The 20736-nt window shown below is 65.2% G+C and carries 20 protein-coding genes; 11 read left to right on the top strand and 9 right to left on the bottom strand.

Annotated features, from left to right (window positions below; translation table 11 throughout):
• Positions 1-80: 80 nt before the first annotated feature.
• The gene (locus DCM79_RS09190) at positions 81-1148 is read left to right on the top strand and encodes a GGDEF domain-containing protein (RefSeq protein ID WP_257179543.1); all 1068 of its coding nucleotides are present in this window, start codon (positions 81-83) and stop codon (positions 1146-1148) included.
• 367 nt (positions 1149-1515) lie between these two features.
• On the opposite strand, the gene DCM79_RS09185 is transcribed toward DCM79_RS09190, so the two are convergent.
• The 5 genes from DCM79_RS09185 to DCM79_RS09165 all read right to left on the bottom strand — a co-directional run bounded on the left by DCM79_RS09185 (position 1516) and on the right by DCM79_RS09165 (position 5178).
• Complete coding sequence (locus DCM79_RS09185; RefSeq protein WP_028134130.1) at positions 1516-2397, bottom strand: 3-hydroxybutyryl-CoA dehydrogenase; 882 nt, start codon at positions 2395-2397, stop codon at positions 1516-1518.
• Between the two features lie 192 nt (positions 2398-2589).
• The gene (locus DCM79_RS09180; protein ID WP_028134129.1) at positions 2590-3534 is read right to left on the bottom strand and encodes an electron transfer flavoprotein subunit alpha/FixB family protein; all 945 of its coding nucleotides are present in this window, start codon (positions 3532-3534) and stop codon (positions 2590-2592) included.
• Positions 3534-4283: an electron transfer flavoprotein subunit beta/FixA family protein gene (locus DCM79_RS09175; protein WP_257179542.1), complete on the bottom strand. Its 750-nt coding sequence runs from the start codon at positions 4281-4283 to the stop codon at positions 3534-3536. Before DCM79_RS09175 ends, DCM79_RS09180 begins: the two co-directional genes overlap by 1 nt.
• A gap of 126 nt (positions 4284-4409) precedes the next feature.
• Positions 4410-4982, bottom strand: coding sequence for a cob(I)yrinic acid a,c-diamide adenosyltransferase (locus DCM79_RS09170; RefSeq protein WP_257179541.1), 573 nt, complete (start codon positions 4980-4982; stop codon positions 4410-4412).
• A gap of 1 nt (position 4983) precedes the next feature.
• A complete protein-coding gene (locus tag DCM79_RS09165; protein WP_028134126.1) occupies positions 4984-5178 on the bottom strand; it encodes a twin transmembrane helix small protein in 195 nt (64 codons plus the stop codon).
• Between the two features lie 220 nt (positions 5179-5398).
• Here DCM79_RS09165 and DCM79_RS09160 point away from each other — a divergent pair, with 220 nt between their 5' ends.
• Positions 5399-6292, top strand: a complete 894-nt coding sequence (locus DCM79_RS09160; protein ID WP_257179540.1) for a YihY/virulence factor BrkB family protein — start codon at positions 5399-5401, stop codon at positions 6290-6292.
• Here DCM79_RS09160 and DCM79_RS09155 read toward each other — a convergent pair.
• Together DCM79_RS09155 and gluQRS are read right to left on the bottom strand one after the other, a co-directional pair.
• Entirely contained in the window at positions 6219-7490 is a 1272-nt protein-coding gene (locus tag DCM79_RS09155) for an ATP-binding protein (protein ID WP_257179539.1), read from the bottom strand. The two genes, DCM79_RS09160 and DCM79_RS09155, sit on opposite strands and share 74 nt — an antisense overlap.
• Positions 7491-7594: 104 nt before the next feature.
• Positions 7595-8467: a tRNA glutamyl-Q(34) synthetase GluQRS gene (gene gluQRS, locus DCM79_RS09150; protein ID WP_257179538.1), complete on the bottom strand. Its 873-nt coding sequence runs from the start codon at positions 8465-8467 to the stop codon at positions 7595-7597.
• A 184-nt stretch (positions 8468-8651) separates the two neighbouring features.
• Here gluQRS and DCM79_RS09145 point away from each other — a divergent pair, with 184 nt between their 5' ends.
• On the top strand, positions 8652-9305 hold the full coding sequence (locus tag DCM79_RS09145) for a DNA-3-methyladenine glycosylase (RefSeq protein WP_257179537.1): 654 nt from the start codon (positions 8652-8654) through the stop codon (positions 9303-9305).
• Here the strand turns inward: DCM79_RS09145 and DCM79_RS09140 are convergent.
• A complete protein-coding gene (locus tag DCM79_RS09140) occupies positions 9302-10189 on the bottom strand; it encodes a LysR family transcriptional regulator (RefSeq protein ID WP_257179536.1) in 888 nt (295 codons plus the stop codon). The two genes, DCM79_RS09145 and DCM79_RS09140, sit on opposite strands and share 4 nt — an antisense overlap.
• Before the next feature lie 178 nt (positions 10190-10367).
• Between DCM79_RS09140 and DCM79_RS09135 the strand changes: the two genes are divergently transcribed.
• The 6 genes from DCM79_RS09135 to DCM79_RS09110 all read left to right on the top strand — a co-directional run bounded on the left by DCM79_RS09135 (position 10368) and on the right by DCM79_RS09110 (position 17919).
• Complete coding sequence (locus tag DCM79_RS09135; protein WP_257179535.1) at positions 10368-11342, top strand: nitronate monooxygenase family protein; 975 nt, start codon at positions 10368-10370, stop codon at positions 11340-11342.
• A 51-nt stretch (positions 11343-11393) separates the two neighbouring features.
• On the top strand, positions 11394-12578 hold the full coding sequence (locus tag DCM79_RS09130) for an ABC transporter substrate-binding protein (RefSeq protein WP_257179534.1): 1185 nt from the start codon (positions 11394-11396) through the stop codon (positions 12576-12578).
• A 23-nt stretch (positions 12579-12601) separates the two neighbouring features.
• Entirely contained in the window at positions 12602-14128 is a 1527-nt protein-coding gene (locus tag DCM79_RS09125) for an acyl-CoA synthetase (protein WP_257179532.1), read from the top strand.
• A 156-nt stretch (positions 14129-14284) separates the two neighbouring features.
• Positions 14285-16045 (top strand): NAD(P)/FAD-dependent oxidoreductase, encoded by a 1761-nt coding sequence (locus tag DCM79_RS09120; protein WP_257179531.1) that lies wholly within the window; start codon positions 14285-14287, stop codon positions 16043-16045.
• Positions 16046-16169: 124 nt separating this feature from the next.
• Positions 16170-17147: a peptidyl-alpha-hydroxyglycine alpha-amidating lyase family protein gene (locus DCM79_RS09115; protein WP_257179530.1), complete on the top strand. Its 978-nt coding sequence runs from the start codon at positions 16170-16172 to the stop codon at positions 17145-17147.
• 214 nt (positions 17148-17361) lie between these two features.
• Positions 17362-17919: an HNH endonuclease gene (locus DCM79_RS09110; protein WP_028134115.1), complete on the top strand. Its 558-nt coding sequence runs from the start codon at positions 17362-17364 to the stop codon at positions 17917-17919.
• A 19-nt stretch (positions 17920-17938) separates the two neighbouring features.
• On the opposite strand, the gene DCM79_RS09105 is transcribed toward DCM79_RS09110, so the two are convergent.
• On the bottom strand, positions 17939-18820 hold the full coding sequence (locus tag DCM79_RS09105) for a DMT family transporter (protein WP_257179529.1): 882 nt from the start codon (positions 18818-18820) through the stop codon (positions 17939-17941).
• Between the two features lie 147 nt (positions 18821-18967).
• On the opposite strand from DCM79_RS09105, the gene DCM79_RS09100 reads away from it, so the two are divergent.
• Together DCM79_RS09100 and DCM79_RS09095 are read left to right on the top strand one after the other, a co-directional pair.
• A complete protein-coding gene (locus tag DCM79_RS09100; protein ID WP_028134113.1) occupies positions 18968-19189 on the top strand; it encodes a dodecin in 222 nt (73 codons plus the stop codon).
• Between the two features lie 412 nt (positions 19190-19601).
• Positions 19602-20729, top strand: a complete 1128-nt coding sequence (locus tag DCM79_RS09095) for a TRAP transporter substrate-binding protein (protein WP_028134112.1) — start codon at positions 19602-19604, stop codon at positions 20727-20729.
• Positions 20730-20736 lie beyond the last annotated feature (7 nt).

Genomic DNA, 20736 nt, shown 5'->3' with positions numbered 1-20736 from the left:
CACGATCGTCCGTTAGCCTACGAACATAATTTAAGCATTGCTGCGGTCGCCGGCGCTCCGACCGCTGTGGGGTATGTTCTGTGGTCAAGGTGCTCGACGAACACGAACGCACGATGGCGTTCGCCGAAGTTGCGCTCGGTCAGATCCGATCGCTTCGGCAGACGGCGATTCCCCGCAATTACGAGATCTGGTACGTTTACGCGACCGGCTACAACGCTCCGCTCAACAAGATCGTCAACGAGACGCTGGCGCGCAGCGGCAAGCTGACCGAGGCCGACCTCGAGCAGATCTACGAGACCTATCTTTCCCACATCAAGACCACCGACCGCATCGACAAGGTCGGCGCGCGCGTCATCGGCGAGATCGACGACGTGATGAAGGTCTTGAGCGACGCCCTCGGCATGACCGGCTCCTACGATACCACCCTGTCCGGCGCGGCTGCGAAGCTGTCGTCGGCCGAGAACCGCGACCAGATCAAGACGATCGTCGAAACGCTGCTGCGCTCGACCAGCGAGATGCGCGAGACCAACAAGGCGCTGGAAGACCGCCTGGCGCTGTCGAAGAACGAGATCAGCAATCTCCAGCAGAGTCTGGAGGCGATCCGCGCCGAGAGCCTGACCGATCCTCTCACCGGGCTTGGCAACCGCAAATATTTCGACCGCATGATCGACATGGCCGTGCAGAGCGCGCTGGCCTCGGGCGAGCCGCTGTCGCTGCTGCTGTTCGACATCGACCACTTCAAGTCGTTCAACGATTCCTACGGACATCTCACCGGCGACCAGGTGCTGCGGCTCGTCGGCCTGTCACTGAAGCAGACCATCAAGGGCCAGGACATCACCGCGCGCTATGGCGGCGAGGAGTTCGCGGTCGTGCTGCCCAACACGGCGCTGCGGCAGGCCCTCACGGTGGCCGACCACATCCGCCGCGCGGTGATGGCGAAGGAATTGAAGAAGAAGTCCACCGGCGAGATCCTCGGCCGCGTCACCATCTCGGTCGGCGTCTCCATGCTCAAGCCGAACGACGACACCGACGCCCTGATCGAGCGCGCCGATGCCTGCCTCTACGCCGCCAAGCGCAACGGCCGCAACCGCGTGATCTGCGAGGCGGATCCGGAATACGCGGTCGAGTCGCACGGCCGCGTGGCGTAGATCTCCATCAATTGCCGCAGGGAGTCGTAGGACCTCCTAGCCTTGGTCAAGAGCTTTCGTGCCTTGGTGAACCAGGGTAGCGCGGTGCTCACCGCAGTCCAGGACGCTTCGCGCCGGCTACGCCGGTGCCGATGGCATCCTGGACAGCGGCTGGGGCGCGGGTCCTACGTCGGTGCTCAAGGCACAGGTGGGCAAGGCGGCTCCCGGCGGATCGGCCCGGCCGACCAGCCTACACCAACTGACTGGCCTCCGAACGCCAGAAGGGTACAGGGTGGGCAAAGCGAAGCGTGCCCACGCCATTCTTCCAGCCATGATGAGGCTGTGGGCACGGCGCAAGTGCGCCTTTGCCCACCCTACGAGACCGCCTCTATCGCGTCGGAACCGGCTTGGCGCCGCGGTAATCGTAGAAGCCGCGCTGGGTCTTGCGGCCGAGCCAGCCGGCCTCGACGTATTTCACCAGCAGCGGGCACGGGCGGTATTTGGAGTCTGCGAGGCCCTCGTGCAGCACCTGCATGATGGAGAGACAGGTATCGAGCCCGATGAAATCGGCCAGCTCGAGCGGGCCCATCGGATGGTGTGCCCCGAGCTTCATCGCAGCATCGATCGCCTCGACATTGCCGACGCCTTCATAAAGCGTGTAGATCGCCTCGTTGATCATCGGCAGCAGGATGCGGTTGACGATGAAGGCCGGAAAATCCTCGGAGACCGCGACCTGCTTGCCGAGCTTGGCGACGAATTCCTTGGAGGCCTCGAAGGTCGCATCGTCGGTGGCGATGCCGCGGATCAGCTCCACCAGCTCCATCAGCGGAACCGGATTCATGAAGTGAATGCCGATGAAGCGCTCGGGCCGGTCGGTGGCGGCGGCAAGCCGCGTGATCGAGATCGAGGACGTGTCGGAGGCGACGATCGCCTCCGGCTTCAGCACCGCGCAGAGCTCGTGGAAGATCTTGCGCTTGACCTCTTCCTTCTCCACCGCGGTCTCGATCACGAGGTCGCAATCGGCGAGGTCGTCGAGCTTTTCGGCCGGCGTGATGCGCGCCATCGCCTTGGCCTTGTCGTCCTCGGAAACCGCCTTCTTGGAGACCTGGCGCGCCAGATTGCCGTTGATGGTGGCCATGCCCGACTTGAGGCGGTCGGCCGAGATGTCGTTGAGCACCACGTCGAAGCCGGCGAGCGCCGCGACATGCGCGATGCCGTTGCCCATCTGACCCGCGCCGATCACGCCGACCTTCTTGATCACTGCCGCCATATTGTCATCCACCGGAACCGCGCGACGCGCGCCCTTGCCACTGCCCCTTGAGCCGGGAGGTCCGATTTAATCAGAACCTTGGCTCGAAACCTAGATTGGATCGCGCCGAAGGCGTGCCCCACGCCAAGAAAACGGCTCAAAAAAGCAACACCGGCCGGAGTTTATACCTCCGGCCGGTGTTTTCGACGTCTTTTACTTGCCGAGCTTGCCGAGTTCGGCCGTCAGCTCCGGAACCGCCTGGTAGAGGTCGGCGACCAGGCCGTAATCGGCAACCTGGAAGATCGGCGCGTCCTCATCCTTGTTGATCGCGACGATCACCTTGGAGTCCTTCATGCCGGCCAGATGCTGGATGGCGCCGGAAATGCCGACGGCGACATAGAGCTCGGGCGCCACGACCTTGCCGGTCTGGCCGACCTGCCAGTCGTTCGGCGCATAGCCGGCGTCCACCGCCGCGCGAGAAGCACCGACACCGGCCCCGAGCTTGTCAGCGAGCGGCTCGATGTACTTGGCGAAATTCTCGCGGCTCTGCATGGCACGGCCACCGGAGACGATGATCTTGGCCGAGGTCAGCTCGGGCCGATCGCTCTTGGCGACCTCCTCGCCGACGAAGGTCGACAGGCCCGGATCGGCCGCAGCCTGAACGGCCTCCACCGGTGCGCTGCCGCCCTCGCCCGCAGCGGCGAAGGTCGAGGTCCGCACCGTGATGACCTTCTTGGCGTCCTTCGACTTCACCGTCTGGATGGCGTTGCCGGCATAGATCGGGCGCTCGAACGTATCAGGCGCGACCACCTTGATGATCTCCGAGACCTGCATGACGTCGAGCAGCGCGGCGACGCGCGGCATCACGTTCTTGAAGCGCGAGGTCGCGGGCGCGACGATGGCGTCATAGCCGGACGCCAGCGAGACGATCAGCGCGGCCAGCGGCTCGGCAAGATCGTGCGCATAGAGGTCGCCGTCGGCGAGCCGCACCTTCTTCACGCCGGCGAGCTTGGCAGCGGCATCGGCCGCGGCCTTGGCGTTCTGGCCGGCGACGAGAACCTCGACATCCGCGCCGAGCGCGCTAGCTGCTGTCAGGGCCTTGTTGGTGGCGTCCTTGAGCGACGCATTGTCGTGTTCGGCAATCAGAAGCGTCGTCATCAGAGCACCCCGGCTTCGTTCTTGAGTTTCGACACCAGCTCGGCGACGTCCTTGACCTTGACGCCGGCCTTGCGGCCCGCAGGCTCAGTCGTCTTGAGAACCTCGAGACGCGCGGCAATGTCGACGCCGTAATCGGCGACGGTCTTCTCCGCGATCGGCTTCTTCTTCGCCTTCATGATGTTGGGCAGCGAGGCGTAACGCGGCTCGTTGAGACGGAGATCCGTGGTGACGATCGCCGGTCCCTTCAGCTGCACGGTCTGCAATCCGCCGTCGACTTCGCGGGTCACCTTGAAGCCTGAGCCTTCGACCTCGAGCTTGGAGGCGAACGTCGCCTGCGACCAGCCGAGCAGTGCAGCCAGCATCTGGCCAGTCTGGTTCGAATCGTCGTCGATCGCCTGCTTGCCGAGGATGATGAGTCCCGGCTGCTCTTCTTCCGCGATTTTCTTCAGGATCTTGGCGACCGCGAGCGGCTCGACTGCGCCTTCCGCTTTCACCAGGATGCCGCGATCGGCGCCCATGGCAAGACCCGTACGGATCGTCTCCGACGCCTGCGCCGGCCCGATGGAGACCACCACGACTTCGGTCGCCTTGCCGGCTTCCTTCAGGCGCAGCGCTTCCTCGACCGCGATTTCGTCGAACGGGTTCATCGACATCTTGACGTTGGCGAGTTCAACGCCCGATCCATCGCCCTTGACGCGGACCTTGACGTTGTAATCGACCACCCGCTTTACCGGCACTAAGACCTTCATCGATCCTCTTTCACTCAATTTGGGAGGGGGGTTATCAACTGGCGCGGAACCTAAAGGCCTGATCTGCCCCGGTCAACGCGCGAACGGGCCTAAATTTGGCCTCCTGAAATGCGGAAGGCGCGATGGTCAACGGTTCTGGCCGGGAACCCAAAGCACGTCACCGGCGCCATTGCCGTTGGCGGTCCGGCTGCCCACGAACAGGAAGTCCGAGAGGCGATTCATATATTGGATGCCAGCTGCGCTGACCGGCTCGCCGGGCCGGGCCGCCAGTTCCACGATGACCCGTTCCGCCCTGCGGCATATCGTGCGCGCCACATGGAGATGGGCCGCCGCTGGCGTGCCGCCGGGAAGCACGAACGAGGTGAGCGGGGCAAGCTTGTCGTTGAGCGCGTCGATGTCGCGCTCGAGCCGCTCGACCTGGCTCGCCACCACCCGCAGGCGCTCGGCCTTGCCTTCGCGCTCGGGCACCGCGAGATCGGCGCCGAGATCGAACAGATCGTTCTGGATGCGGCCGAGCATCGCATCGAGCTCGGGCAGGTCTTGCGTATGGAGCCTGACCACGCCGATCGCGGCGTTGGTCTCGTCGACGGTGCCATAGGCCTCGATGCGCAGATCGTATTTCGGACGCCGCTCGCCGGTTCCGAGCGCGGTCGTGCCGTCGTCGCCGGTCTTGGTGTAGATGCGGTTCAATACGACCATCTCAGCGCCCCATCGCCCAGACCGCGAGCATCGCGATGATGATCGCCACGAACTGGAGCAGCACGCGCCAGCGCATCAATTTCTGCGAGGTGTTGGGCGAGCCGCCGCGCATCATGTTGATGAGGCCGAGCAGCAGCACCAGGGCCACGGCGCCGGCCGCCGCCGGCAGGATGAAAGTCGTCAGGAGAGATGCCATTGGGGGGTGATAACACCGTGCGCGCCGGTCCGCCATCTCCTCAGTTTCGTCATTTCGGGGCGATGCGCTGCGACCGCGCTGAGCGAGGCGCGGCGCTTCGCGATCTGGCTTTTGAGCCGATAATGTCAGAAGCTGGCTACATGATTTCCGATTTGCATCCGGCATCGACCGTCTTCCCCTCTCCCCGCCTGCTGCGCGCGGGAGCAGTACGGGGCGTCCAGTGAAAGCCGTCCGCTACATCTACGTCGTCGCGATGGATGCGTTCTATACGTTCCTGGCTGACGACGGCTGGGCAATCGCAAGCCACATCGCGCTGTCGACACTGATGGCGCTGTTCCCGTTCCTGATCGTGCTGACCTCGCTGGCCGGCTTCTTCGGCTCCAAGGAGCTCGCCGACCAGGCCGCAAGCCTGATGCTCCAGGTCTGGCCCAAGCAGGTCGCCGATTCGATCTCCGGCGAGGTCCATGACGTGCTGACCACGACCCGGACCGGACTGCTCACCATCGGCGCTGCGCTTTCGGTCTATTTCGCCTCCAACGGTGTCGAGGCGCTGCGGGTCGCACTCAACCGCGCCTATGCGGTGGTCGAGATGCGGAGCTGGTACTGGCTCCGGCTGGAATCGATTGCCTATACGATCATCGCGGCCTTCACTGCCCTTGCCATGGCGTTCCTGATCGTGCTCGGCCCGCTGATCATCGAGGCGACGCGGCGCCACATTCCCCTGTTCGTCGAATCCAACGAAAGCATTCTCACCTGGGTGCGCTACGGCATCTCCATCGGCGCGCTGGTGGTGGCGCTGCTCATCCTGCACGCTTGGCTGCCGGCGGGGCGCCGCAGCTTCCTCCAGATCCTGCCGGGCATCGTCTTCACCATCGTGGCATCGCTGATCTCGAGCATCGTGTTCGGACAATATCTGGCGCGCTTCGCCAACAATTACGTGACCATGTATGCGGGGCTTGCCTCGGTCATCATCGCGCTGGTGTTTCTGTACTTCATCGCCGCGATCTTCGTTTACGGCGGCGAGCTCAACGCCGCGATCATCAAGTCGCGGCTTCCTCACGGCGTGTCGCTTCAAGCAGCGCAGTCGCTAAAGCCCTCGGAGACACAGGCTTGACCAGGAAGGCGTCGGCGCCGGCTTCGCGCGAGGCCGCTTCGTCCTCGCCGCGGCCGGACACCCCGATGATCGGGATCCGGGCCAACGGCGCCTCCATGGTGCGAATCCGCCTGATGGCCTCGACGCCGCCGATGCCCGGCAGCACCATGTCCATCAGCACCGCATCGAAAGCGCCTTGCGCCAGCCGGCCGACAGCGTCCTCGCCCCGCCCGATGAACTCGGCATGATGGCCGAGCTCGGTCAAGATCGTGTTGAGCACGACGCGGCCGAACGGGTTGTCCTCGACGCTGAGGACGCGCAGCGCCGCGGCCGCATCCGTCCCGGCCTCGTCCTTCGCCTTGCTGGATTGGTCCGGTCCGGAGGCATCCAGCGATACCGTCAGGGTGAAGGTGGCGCCGCCACCGCGGCGCGGTGCGACGGTGATGTCGCCGCCCATCGCCCGCGCCAATTGCTTGACCGAGGATAGGCCAAGGCCGGCGCCGCCGAAGCGTGAGGCGATGGTGACATTGGCCTGGGTGAACGGGCGGAACAGCCGCTTGATCTCGCCCATGGTGAGGCCGATGCCGCTGTCGGACACCGCGAAAGCGATGCCGACCCTGTCCTTGCCTTTGGCTTTGCCCTTCTCTTTGCCCCTGGTGGGAGCGACCGCGAGCGCCACGCCGCCCTGGTCCGTGAATTTCACGGCATTGTCGATCAGGTTCTCGAGCGCTGCGCGCAGCCGGACGGGATCGCCGACCACGAGGCCGGGAAGCTTGTCGGAGATCTCGACCTGGGCCTGGAGACCCTTGGCCGCGGCGCGCCCCGCAAGCGAATCGCCGGCGCTGCGGGCGAGCGTGCGCAGGTCGAACAGATCCTGCCGCAGCGTGCTGCCGCCCTTCGCCGCCCCCTTGCCGTTTCTGGCTGCATCGACGAACAGCGTGGCAAGGCTCGCCAGATGCTCGGCCCCGGCCTTGATGGTGTCGGCCCAGCGCCGCTCCCGTTCGCCGAGATCGGAGGTCGCCAGCAGGTCGCTGATCGCCAGAATGCCAGTCAGCGGCGTGCGAACCTCATGGGCAAAGGCGGCGAGCGCCGCCTGGACCACATCAGGCGCGACCCTCCTGGTGCTGCGCTTGCGCACCTGCCCAGCCGCCCCGGGCCGCTTCCGAGGCGGCCGCCTGGACGTCTTCGTGGTGCGCGCTGGGCGCTTCTTCGCCGCCATGAATCCCCTTCGAAGTATCCCCTTCGGACCCCCGGGCTGTTGCCGAGCATGGCACGGCGAAACACCCGGAGTCACGGCGACGTTTCGCTAACCCCCAGAGAAACTTAACCTAATCCCACCAGCTGGCGGATATCGGCAGGCGTGACGCCGGCCGCGCGCAAGTCGCGCAGACCGGTCGAGCGGCTCGATTTCGACAGCTTCCGCCCCTCGCCGTCGCAAATCAGCCGGTGATGGCGGTAGGCCGGTTCGCCCAGGCCGAGCAGCACCTGGAGCAGGCGATGGACGGAAGTTGCGTGAAACAAATCCTGGCCGCGCACGATCTCGCTGACGCCCTGAAGCGCGTCGTCGACCACGACGGACAGATGGTAGCTGGTCGGAATCTCCTTGCGGGCGAGGATCACGTCGCCCCAGGCCTGCGGTCGCGCCGGCACGGAGCCGCACTCGCCGTCTGGCCCTTCGCCGTGCTCAACCCAGCTCAGACGGGCGGCATGGCGGCAGGCGGCCTGCATGTCGAGCCGAAGCGCATAGGGCGCGCCTGACGCGATCAAATGCGACCGCTCGTCAGCCGACAATGATCTGGCATCGCCGGGATAAAGCGGCGCGCCGTCGGGATCGCGCGGCCACGGCCCGTCGGCCTCGCGTGCGGCAACGAGCTTTGCGATCTCAGCCCGGCTCTCGAAGGCGGGATAGACGAGACCGAGCGCCGACAGTCTATCCAGCGCTGCGCGATAATCGGCGAGATGCTCCGACTGCCGCCGCACCGGCGTCTCCCAGGAGATTCCAAGCCAAGCGAGATCTTCATAGATCGCCGCCTCATATTCCGGCCGGCAACGCGTCGCGTCGATGTCCTCGATCCGCAACAGCAGCCGCCCGCCGGTCTCCTGCGCGCGCTCGAAATTCAGCAGCGCGGACAAGGCGTGGCCGAGATGGAGGAAGCCGTTGGGGCTGGGGGCAAATCGGAAAACGGGTGGCGCCATGCGAAAGGACTCGTCATGGCCGGGCTTGTCCCGGCCATCCACGTTCTTCGGTATCACACCGCGAGCGTGTCAAGGTCACGGACTTACGGACACGCTCTCCCATGCTAAACATGCTCGGTGGCCAGAGAGACGTGGATGGCCGGGACAAGCCCGGCCATGACGACAGAGGGCTCGCCAGATTGTCATGACCATCCATCTCGAAACCCAATCCGATCTCGAAGAAGCCGTCCACGCGCTGATCAAGCGCGATCCGCGCCTGAAGCCGGTGCTCGAGATCGCGGGCATGCCGGCGTTGCGGCGGCGCGAGCCGGGCTTTGCGGGGCTTGCCCACATCGTCTGCGGACAGCAGCTCTCGACCGCGAGCGCCGCGGCGATCTGGGGTCGGCTGTCGGCGGCCTTCGATCCGTTCGACCACGACGCGGTGCGTCGCGCCCGAACAGATCGGCTGGGACGGCTCGGCCTGTCCGCCGCGAAGATCAAGACGCTGAAGCACCTGGCGCGCGAGATTAGCGCGCAGCGGCTGAACCTCGACGTGCTGGCCGAGGAAGACGCTGACGCCGCGCATCACACGCTGATCGCGCTGCCCGGCATCGGCCCCTGGACCGCGGACGTCTACCTCCTGTTCTGCCTCGGGCATGGCGATGCCTGGCCGGCCGGCGACCTCGCGGTGCAGGAGGGCATCAGGATCGGCCTCGGCCTCAAGGCGCGGCCGACGGAGAAGCAGATGGCGCCGCTCGCCGAGCCCTGGCGTCCCCTGCGCGGCGCGGCGGCGCATTTGTGGTGGGGCTATTATCGCGCGGTGAAGAAGCGCGAGGGCGTGCTCGCGGGCTCAAACTAGCCCCGCAGCCGCTCGCGGTCGGCGCGGGCGCACTTGGCGACGAAATCGACCACGGCCCTCACTGCGGACAGCTCGACCAGATCGGGATGGGCGAGCAGCCAGAGATCGGCGACGCTGACGAGCTTCTGCGGTGCGACCCGCACGAGGTCCGGATAGCTCTCCGCGACGAAGCAGGACAGCGCGGAGATCCCGATTCCCGCGCGCACCGCCGCCAGCATGTCGCCCTGCGACGAGCAGCGCATCACCATTGTGCCCTGGCGCGTGATCGCATCGCTCCATCGCGCCAATTGCGCATTGGAGTCCTGATCCGCAAAGCCGATGACGCTGTGGCCCTTCCATTCGCCGCTGCGTTCCGGCAAGGACCGGCCGGCCGCATAGTCGCGCGAGGCATAGAAGCCGGTGCCGAGACGGCCGATCTTGCGGCCAACCAGGTTCTCCTCGCCGCTGTCGACCGGACGCAGCACCACGTCGGCTTCGCGGCGCCGCACGCTGGCTGGAAACGGATGCGTGATGATCTCGAGCCGGATGTGATGGTGCGCTTCGAGGAAGGATCGCAGCCGCGGCATCAGCCAGTGCGAGGCCAGCGTCGCCCCGATCGACAGCTTGACCGTGCCGCGCGCCTTGCGGCCGCCGGCGCCGACGGCGGCCTCGGCGCGCAGCGCGGCGGCGGCCATCGCCTCCGCATGCTCGCGCAAGGTGCGGCCGTCGGCGGTGAGCACCAGGCCGTCGGCAGCGCGGGCCAGCAGCTTGGTGCCGAGCTGCGCCTCCAGCGCCGCGATCTTGCGGCTGACGGTCGGGTGGCTGGCGTGCAGCCGCCGCGCCGCGGCGGTGAAGCTGCCGGTGTCCGCTACCGCGACGAAGGTCTTGCAGAGATCCCAATCCACCGCCGGCTCCGTTCAAAGCTGAATGGACCTATGTTCAATATTGAACGATCTCGCGCCACCCGTCCAACCCTATAGTGCGCCAAACCGCGAGGGGGAGCACCCGCCCGCGCGACAATCGACATGGAAGCGCTCGATCATCGGCCGGCAGGCCGCTGACGTGCGTCGTCAGGAGGATCGGATGGCACTGCCCGCCTTGCTCAGGAATTCCCTGGAGCTGCCCGTCGTCGGCTCACCCCTCTTCATCGTTTCCGGCCCGGAGCTGGTGATCGCCCAGTGCAAGGCGGGCGTGGTCGGCTCGTTTCCCGCGCTCAACGCCCGTCCGGTCGAGAAGCTCGACGAGTGGCTGAGCCGGATCGAGGACGAGCTCGGCGAATACAAATCGCGCAATCCCGGCAAGAAGGTCGCGCCCTACGCCGTCAACCAGATCTGCCATGCCTCCAACGACCGGCTGATGAAGGACATGGAGACCTGCGTCAGGCACAAGGCGCCCATCATCATCACCTCGCTGCGGCCGCCGGCCGAGATCGTCGAGGCCGCGCATTCCTATGGCGGCCTCGTGTTCCACGACGTCATCAACGTCAAGCACGCGCGCAAGGCCGCCGAGCAGGGCGTCGACGGCCTGATCCTGGTCTGCGCCGGCGCCGGCGGACACGCCGGCACGCTGTCGCCCTTCGCGCTGGTGCGCGAGGTCAAGCAATGGTTCGGCGGCGCGATCCTGCTGTCGGGCGCGATCAGCGACGGTTTCGGCATCGCCTCCGCGCTGACGCTCGGTGCCGACCTCGCTTATATGGGCACGCGGTTCATCGCGACGCAGGAAGCCAATGCCGACGAAGCCTACAAGTCCGCGCTGACGCAGCACGCCGCGCACGACATCGTCTACACCAACCTATTCACCGGCGTGCACGGCAATTATCTGGGACCGTCGATCGCGGCCGCAGGGCTTGATCCGGGCAATCTTCCCGCAGCCGACAAATCCAAAATGAACTTCGGCTCCGGCGGCAACATGAAGTCGAAGGCGTGGCGCGATATCTGGGGATCGGGCCAGGGCATCGGCCAGATCCTGGATGCCCCGCCGGTCGCCGAACTCGTGGACCGGATGAAAGGAGAATTCGACCAGGCCCGGCAGGATTTCCTAATGCGCGCGACCGCCTGACGGCGCGATCCGGCGACGAGATTGGACTGACAACGACAACGGGAGGACATCATGAAGCTGGCAGCCGCACTGTTCGGCCTATCCTTGCTGGCGTTCGCCGGCGGCAGTGCCCATGCCGAGGGCAGCGACGAAATCCGGATCGGGCAGACCCTGCCCTATAGCGGCCCGGCATCCGGCTTTGGGACGATCGGACGGACCCAGGAGGCGTTCTTCGAGAAGATCAATGCCGAGGGCGGCATCAACGGCCGCAAGGTCAAGTTCATCACGCTGGATGATGCCTACTCGCCGCCGAAGACGGTGGAGCAGACCCGCAAGCTGGTGGAGCAGGACGAGGTGCTGATGATGTTCGGCTCGCTCGGCACCGCCACCAACAGCGCCGTGCAGCGTTACCTCAACGGCAAGAAGGTGCCGCAGCTGTTCGTGCTCTCGGGCGCGACGAAATGGGCCGAGCCGCAGAAATATCCGTGGACCATGCCCGGCATGGCTGCCTACGAATCCGAGGGCGTGGTCTACGCCAAGCACGTGCTGCGGACCAAGCCCGGCGCGAAGATCGCCATCCTGTCCCAGAACGACGATTTCGGCCGCGACTATGTCGCCGGCTTCAAGCGCGCGCTCGGCGACAAGGCCGCGGGCATGATCGTCGCGGAGCAGACCTACGAGACCAGCGCGCCGACGATCAGCTCGCAACTTTCGACACTGAAAGCGTCGGGCGCCGACGTGCTGTTCGGCGTCGTGCTCGGCAAGTTCACCTCGCAGATGATCAAGGGCGTCGCCGAGATCGGCTGGAAGCCCGATCTGTTCTTCGTGCCGACGTCGGCGTCATCGATCTCGTTCCTGGAGCCGGCCGGGCTCGACAATGCGGTCGGCCTGATCTCGTCGAGCAACCAGAAGGACACGATGGACCCGCAATGGGCCGGCGATCCCGGCGTGAAGGAATACTTCGCCTTCATGAAGCAATACATGCCGACCGCAGACCTCTCCAACTCCAACTACGCGGCCGGTTACCATTACGCGACGCTGCTGATGACGGTCCTGAAGGCGTGCAAGGACGATGTCAGCCGCGACAACATCATGCGCCAGGCCGCCTCACTGAAGGAGGTAAAGCTGCCGCTGCTGCTGCCGGGCATCAGCGTGAGCACCGGCCCCGACGATTATCTGCCGTTCCAGCAGCTGCAGCTCCGGCGCTTCAACGGCAAGAGCTGGGTCGGCTTCGGCGACGTGCTCGACGATCGCTAGGGTCTTGCGGAAGGGAACACGCCATGATCATCAGCGGCGAACGCCGGATCGGCTATGACGAGATCCAGGCGCGCATCAGGCGCGCGGCAAGCGGCCTTCGCGCCCTCGGGCTTGCCGAGGGCGCCCCGGTCGCCATGATGCTGCGCAACGATTTCGCCCTGTTCGAGGTGGTCGCGGCCTCCGCTGCGCTGGGCAGCCCGGTGGTGCCGATCAACTGGCATCTCAAGGCGGAAGAAGTCCGCTACATCCTGTCCGACAGCGGTGCCAATATCCTGGTCTGCCACGCCGACCTGCTGCCGCAGATCCGCGGCGGCATTCCGGAGGATGTCCGTCTCTTCGTGGTTCGGACGCCGCCCGAGCTCGCGGCGACCTTCGCCCTTCCCCTGGAGCTGACCGAAGTGCCGGCCGGACTGGCTGATTGGGACCGCTGGCGCGACGGCTATCCGGAAACGCAGGAGCCGCCGCGACGGGCCGCGGCGATGATCTACACCTCGGGAACGACTGGCATGCCGAAGGGCGTGCGGCGCATGCCGATGCAGCCCGAACAGGCCGCCGCCTCCGAACGCGTCGGTGCGATCGCCTACGGCATCAAGCCGCGCGAGGACCAGGTCGTGCTGATCAACGGTCCCATGTATCACTCGGCGCCGCATTCCTACGGCATGATGGCGTTCCGCTGCGGCTGCACGATTGTGCTTCAGGCGCGGTTCGACGCGGAGGAGCTGCTTGCGCTGATCGAGCGTCACCGCGTGACGCATATCCACATGGTGCCGACCATGTTCGTGCGCCTCTTGCGTCTGCCCGAAGCAATCAGGCAGCGGTACGATCTTTCGTCGCTGCGTTTCGTCGTGCACGGCGCGGCGCCCTGCCCGCCCGAGATCAAGCGGGCCATGATCGAATGGTGGGGACCGGTCATCAACGAATATTTCGGCTCGACCGAGACCGGCATCCCGGTGTGGCACTCTGCCGAGGAAGCCCTGAAGAAGCCCGGCACGGTCGGCCGCGTCATCGAAGGCGGCATCGTCAGGATCTTTCGCGACGACGGCAGCCGCTGCGGTGCCGGCGAGGTCGGCGAGATCTACATGCGTCAGACCGCGGTGCCCGACTTCGATTATCACGGCAAGGCGCAGGCCCGCGCCGAGGCCGGGCGCGACGGCCTCGTCAGCGTCGGCGACGTCGGCTATCTCGACGAGGACGGCTATCTGTTCCTGTGCGATCGCAAACGCGACATGGTGATCTCGGGCGGCGTCAACATCTATCCCGCCGAGATCGAGAACGTGCTGATCGGAATGCCGGGTGTACGCGATTGCGCCGTCTTCGGCATCCCCGACGCCGAATATGGCGAGCGGCTATGCGCCTGCATCGAGCCCGACACCGGCGCGCAGCTCTCCGCCGGTGCTGTGCAAGCCTGGCTGCGCGACCGGCTGGCCAACTTCAAGGTGCCGAAGGAGATCCAGTTCCTGAATGCGCTGCCCCGCGAGGCGACCGGAAAGATCTTCAAGCGCAAGCTGCGCGATCCCTATTGGGCGGACCGCAGGCCGGGCGGGGCTTAGCCACCCGTCGCCGAAGCCTCCCTGAAGCATCTCCGGCACATACCGTCCGAGCAGTGCCATATGCCGGCATTGCGCGGGTCACCCGCTTTTGGCGGCCTGCGAAACCGTATAGCCTCGACCAGAGGAAACGCCGCCAAGACGGCCACGAGGTCGCGCATGCTGGACAGGACGAAGGATATTGCCGCATCCGCGCAAGCCTGGCTCGACGCGTTCGAGCAAACGCTGAGCAAGCCCGAACCCGCGCTGGACCCTCTCTTCCTCGCCGACAGCTTCTGGCGCGACGTGCTGGCGCTGAGCTGGAACCTGCAGACGCTCGCCGGCCGCGACGCCATTGCCCATGCGCTGGCCGCACTCGCGCCCAAGGCGGCACCGGCCAATTTCAAGATCGCGCCCCACCGCGCACCGCCGCGCTGGGTCACGCGCGCCGGCCGCAACTGCGTCGAGGCGATCTTCGATTTCGAAACCGCGATCGGGCGCGGCAGCGGTATCGTCCGGCTCGCACCCAACGGCGCCGACGACGACGGTTTGAAAGCCTGGACGCTGCTGACCGCGCTCGACGAGCTGAAGGGCTTCGAGGAGCAGCTCGGCACCTCGCGCCCGCGCGGCCAGGCCTATTCGCGCGATTTCCGCGGGCCGAACTGGCTCGATTTGCGCAACGCCTCGCGCGATTATGCCGACCGCGATCCGGCCGTGCTGGTGGTCGGCGGCGGCCAGGCCGGGCTTGCGATCGCAGCGCGGCTGAAGCAGTTGCAGGTCGACACGCTGATCGTCGATCGCGAAATGCGGATCGGCGACAATTGGCGCAAGCGCTATCATGCGCTGACGCTGCACAACCAGGTGCAGGTCAATCACCTGCCCTACATGCCGTTTCCGCCGAGCTGGCCGACCTATATCCCCAAGGACAAGCTCGCCAACTGGTTCGAGGCTTACGTCGATGCGATGGAGCTGAACTTCTGGACCGGCACCGAATTCGAGGGCGGCGCCTATGACGAGGCCAACGGTCACTGGACCGTCACGCTGCGCCGCGCTGACGGCAGCAAGCGCACCATGCATCCGCGCCACGTGATCATGGCGACGGGCGTCAGCGGCATCGCCAACATTCCGGAGATTCCGAGCCTCACCAATTTCAAGGGGACGCTGCTGCATTCCAGCCGCTACGAGGACGGCGAGAGCTGGGCCGGCAAGCGTGCGATCGTCATCGGCACCGGCAACAGCGGCCATGACATCGCGCAGGATCTGTATTCCAGCGGCGCCGAGGTGACGCTGGTGCAGCGCTCGCCCACGCTCGTCACCAATATCGAGCCGTCGGCGCAGCTCGCTTACGCCACCTACAATGAAGGCACGCTCGAGGACAACGACCTGATCGCAGCCTCGATGCCGACGCCGCTCGCCAAGAAGACGCATGTCATGCTGACCGAGCAGTCGAAGCAGCTCGACAAGGAGCTGCTCGATGGCCTTGCCCGCGTCGGCTTCAAGCTCGACTTCGGCGAAGCCGGCACCGGCTGGCAATTCAAATACCTCACCCGCGGCGGCGGCTATTATTTCAACGTCGGCTGCTCCAACCTGATCGTCGAGGGCAAGGTCAAGCTCAGGCAGTTCGACGACATCGAGAGCTTCGTCGCAGACGGTGCGCGGATGAAGGACGGCACGACCATTGCGGCCGACCTCATCGTGCTTTCGACCGGATACAAGCCGCAGGAATATCTGGTGCGAAAACTGTTCGGCGATGCCGTGGCCGACCGCGTCGGTCCGATCTGGGGCTTTGGCGACGGCTTCGAGCTGCGCAACATGTATGCGCGCACCAGGCAGCCTGGGCTCTGGTTCATCGCCGGCAGCCTGGCGCAGTGCCGCATCAACTCGAAATATCTGGCGCTGCAGATCAAGGCGATCGAGGAAGGGATTTTGGGGCGGACGTAAACCTAGTGGTCATTCCGGGGCGCGCGCAGCGCGAACCCGGAATCCATCCCACCACGAAATGCGCCGCACAATGGATTCCGGGCTCATGCTGCGCATGCCCCGGAATGACAGAGGGAGAGACCCCATGCCAGCCATTCTCGGCAGCGGCGAGCACCGCTATCGCGTGGTCGAAAACTTCGCAAAGCTCCCTGACGGCTGGCAGCTCACCGACGTCGCCTCGGTCGCGGTCGACAGCAAGGATCGCATCTACGTTTTCAACCGCGGCGCCCATCCGATGGTGGTGCTGGACCGCGACGGCAATTTCCTGCGCAGTTGGGGCGAAGGACTATTTTCCCGCGCGCACGGCCTGCATATCGATACGGACGACAATCTCTATTGCACCGATGACGGCGACCACACCGTGCGCAAATGCACCACCGACGGCAAGGTGCTGCTGACGATCGGCATTCCCGAGAAGCCGTCGCCGTTCATGAGCGGCGAGCCGTTCCACCGCTGCACGCACACCGCGCTGTCGCCGAAGGGCGAGATCTACGTCTCCGACGGCTATGGCAATGCGCGCGTGCACAAATTCACGCCGGACGGCAAGCTCATCAAGAGCTGGGGCGAGCCCGGCACCGATCCCGGCCAGTTCAATATCGTGCACAATATCGCCACCGACGCCGACGGCTGGGTCTATGTCGCCGACCGCGAGAACCATCGCGTCCAGGTGTTCGATGGCGAGGGCAGGTACGAGACGCAGTGGAATAACCTGCACCGGCCCTGTGCGCTGTGCTGCTGCCGCGGGGCGAAGAACCCGACTTTCATGATCGGCGAACTCGGCCCCGGCCTGGCGGTCAACCGCAAGGTGCCCAATCTCGGGCCACGGCTGTCGATCGTGAACGCCAGGGGCGAGCGCATCGCACGGCTCGGCGGCGAGGCCGGTCCGGGCGTCGCCAGCGGCAAATTCCTGGCGCCCCATGGCATCGCGCTGGATTCCCGGGGCGATATCTATGTCGGTGAGGTCGGCGTCACCGACTGGAAGACGAGCTTTCCGGACCAGGAGATGCCGGCCGTCGTGCGCGCAACGCGGTGCTTGCAGAAGCTGGAGCGGGTACGGGAGTAGCCGCCGCGGCACGCCACGCCCCCCGGACAAAAATCAGTTCCGCGCCGCCGCGTGCTCTCCGCAGATCGCGGCGTTGTGAGCGCTTTTGCCACCCCGGCGCCGCATTGCTTGCGCCTGAATAAGTCGCTCAACGGGCTTCACAATCCCGTCACGCTGCATGTAGTATGTGAGCACATGCTGCTTCGCAGCGTATATTGGAGGCCGGGAGCGTTACTTGAACGCACATGTCTCGCAAGGCAGTTGGCCGGTGTTGGTGCTGAATGCGGACTTCCGGCCGCTGAGTTACTACCCGCTGTCTCTTTGGTCGTGGCAGGACGCGATCAAGGCGGTGTTCCTCGACCGCGTCAACATCGTCGCTCATTACGACCAGGCGGTCCACAGTCCCACGCTGCAGATGCAGCTGCCGAGCGTCGTCTCGCTCAAATCCTTCGTCAAGCCGACCACCCATCCCGCCTTCACCCGGTTCAACGTCTTCCTGCGCGATCGTTTCGCCTGCCAATATTGCGGCTCGCCCGAGGACCTCACCTTCGATCACATCATCCCGCGCAGCAAAGGCGGCCAGACCACCTGGGAGAACGTGGTCGCGGCGTGCTCGCCCTGCAACTTGCGCAAGGGCAACCTGACGCCGGCGCAAGCCAAGATGTTTCCGCGCCAGAACGCGTTCGCGCCGACCGTGCACCAGCTCCACCGCAACGGCCGTCTGTTTCCGCCGAACTATCTGCACGACAGCTGGCTCGACTATCTCTACTGGGATACGGAGCTGGATCCGTAAGGGGCGAGAGGTCCCGCCCCTATCCCCGCTGCAAGGCCAACGTCACGCCCCCGAGCGTGAGCGCCATTGCCGTCCATTCGCGATAGCCGAGCGGCTCGCCGAGAATGATGGCGGCGGAGACCACGCCGACCACGGGCACGATCAGCATGCCGGTCGAGGCCGTGGTCGGTGGCAGGCGGCGCAACGTCTCGAACCAGGTGACGTAGCAGACGCCCATCGGCACCAATGTCATGTAGACGAAGCAGCCGAGCCCCAGCGGGGTGATGGCGGTGACGTCGGGACTCTCGAACAGCATGCCGAGGACCAGCATCGTTGCGCAACCGAGACCGACCTGCCAGGCGACGACAACCAAGGGCGGCATCGGCAGCGGCTTGCGGTTGAGCACGTTGCCGAGCGCGAACAGGATGGCGCAGAGCAGCGCCAGCACGATGCCCAGCAGCTTGTCGGCGCCGAACGCAAACCCGTTGCCGCTCAGCAGCAGCGTGACGCCGGCAACGCCGAGGACCAGCCCGAAGATATCCCGCGGCGTCGGCCGCGTATGCAGCACCGGCCAGGCGAACAGCATCGCCCAGATCGGCATGGTATAGGCGAGCAGCGCGCCCTCGCTCACCGTCACATATTTCATCGCGACCGTGCCGAGGCCCATCCACGCGAAGACATTGGTGAAGGTCGCGAACGCCAGCCGCGGAATCGCCTCGCGCGGAACGGCGAACGATTCCTTCCGGCTCAGCACCAGGGTACCGAGAATGAGCGAAGCGCAGACCCCGGCAAGGCCGCGGGCGAACAGCGGCGGCCATTGCTGGAGCAGCAGCTTCATCAGCGGCCAGTTCAGCGCCCAACCGAACGCTGTTACGCAAAGGCAGAGAGAGCCGATCGTCCTGTCACGCCGCGTCATATCCATGCATAGCGCTTAGCAGCCAAGCGCGGCCCGCTCCACCGCGGCCGGCGCATGCGGGCCATCGCGCAGAACGGAACCGGACCGCCTGACGGTCGTTCAAATGGAGCTCACGCGTCGATGCGTGCCGCCGCACAACCCATGGAGGCCATCATGGCTGCAGCTGAAAAAGATCATGTCTATAAAATTCTGGATCTGGTCGGATCGTCGGAGACCTCGATCGAGGACGCAATCCAGAACGCGATCAGCCGCGCCTCGAAGACCATTCGCGAGATGAAATGGTTCGAGGTGGTGCAGACTCGTGGCCACATCGAGAACGGCGCCGTCGGCCATTATCAGGTCACGTTGCGCGTCGGCTTCACACTGGAGGAATGACGGCGCTCACCGGCCGAAGCGAATGCTGCCCTTGCCGGCGCAGCTGCGGGTGACGCTGAAGAGCTCGCATTCGACCGTCATTGCCATTGACCCGCCGTTGGTCCGTTTCGGCGGTGCACACGCAGCTTTCCCAAGCCTGAGGCGTCTCCAAGCCTGAGACGTCTCCAAGCCTAAGACGCTCTCCCAGGTCTGAGAGAGCGTCTACATTTGATGCGCTGCGACACAACACACATGCGGCTCCCGCAAACAAAAAAGCTCGCCGACATCCAAAATGCGACATCGCGAAGCTTGTCGGATGCCGGCATTGCGTCCAAACTGTGATCAAAGTCGCTGGAATGCGGCATACCTCCAGCGGTCATAAACGAGGCGCACAAGCGCATTCGAACAAGCCAGGCCGCCAGGGAGGACGTCCATGATTGCTAAGTCTGAAAAGACCAGAACGACTCGTCGCAAATTCCTGCTCACCGCCGGCGCGACCGGCGCTGCTGCCATCGCCATGCCCCAAGTCAGCCGGGCGCAGACAGCGACCCTGAAGATGCAGGGCTCGTGGGGCAAGGCCGATGTCTTCAACGAGATGGCCGAAGATTATGTGAAGCGCGTCAACGAGATGGCCGGGGGCCGGCTCCGCATCGACTATCTGGTCGGCGGTTCGGTCGTGCATCCGTTCCAGGTGTTCGACGGTGTTCATGGCGGCCAGATCGACGCGGCCCACACGGTGACGGTCTATTGGTACGGCAAGCACAAGGCAGCATCGCTGTTCGGGACAGGTCCCGTGTTCGGCTTTAACGCCAACGAAGGCCTCGGCTGGATCCACAACGGCGGCGGCAAGGAGCTGTTTGAGGAGCTCCAGACCAAGATCATGAACGTCAACATCAAGAGCTTCTTCGCCATGCCGATGCCGACCCAGCCGCTCGGCTGGTTCAAGAAGCCGATCACCAGCGATGCCGATCTCAAGGGCTTGAAATATCGCACGGTGGGCCTTGCCGCCGATCTCTTCCAGGCGATGGGTGCATCCGTCGCGCAGCTACCGGGCGGCGAGATCGTGCCCGCGATGGAGCGCGGCGTGATCGACGGGTTCGAGTTCAACAATCCGACCTCCGACCGGCGCTTCGGCGCACAGGACGTCGCCAAGAACTACATGATGGGCAGCCACCATCAGGCGACGGAATATTTCGAGATCATGTTCAACCGGACCAAATTCAACGCGCTGCCGAAGGAACAGCAGGCGATCCTGCAATACGCCGCCGAAGCCGTGTCCTCCGCCAACGAGTGGAAGGCCATGGATTATTATTCGAAGGACCTGCAGGAGCTGATCAACAAGGACAAGGTCAACGTCCAGCGGACGCCGAAGTCGGTGTTCGACGCGCAGATCAAGGCCTGGGACGGCCTGATCGCCCAGCTCGGCTCGGATCCGTTCATGAAGAAGGTGATGGACTCGCAGAAGGAATGGGTGCGCCGCGTGGTTTACTACAACATGAACAACGCGACGGACTACCGCGGCGCCTTCGAGCATCACTTCCCGGGCGTGCTCAAGGTCTGACCGCTGT

The sequence above is a fragment of the Bradyrhizobium sp. WBOS07 genome, from assembly GCF_024585165.1.
In the GTDB taxonomy this organism is placed as follows: domain Bacteria; phylum Pseudomonadota; class Alphaproteobacteria; order Rhizobiales; family Xanthobacteraceae; genus Bradyrhizobium; species Bradyrhizobium japonicum_B.
Note: the sequence above shows the minus strand (reverse complement) of the source record. Positions and strands in the feature narration are given on the sequence as shown.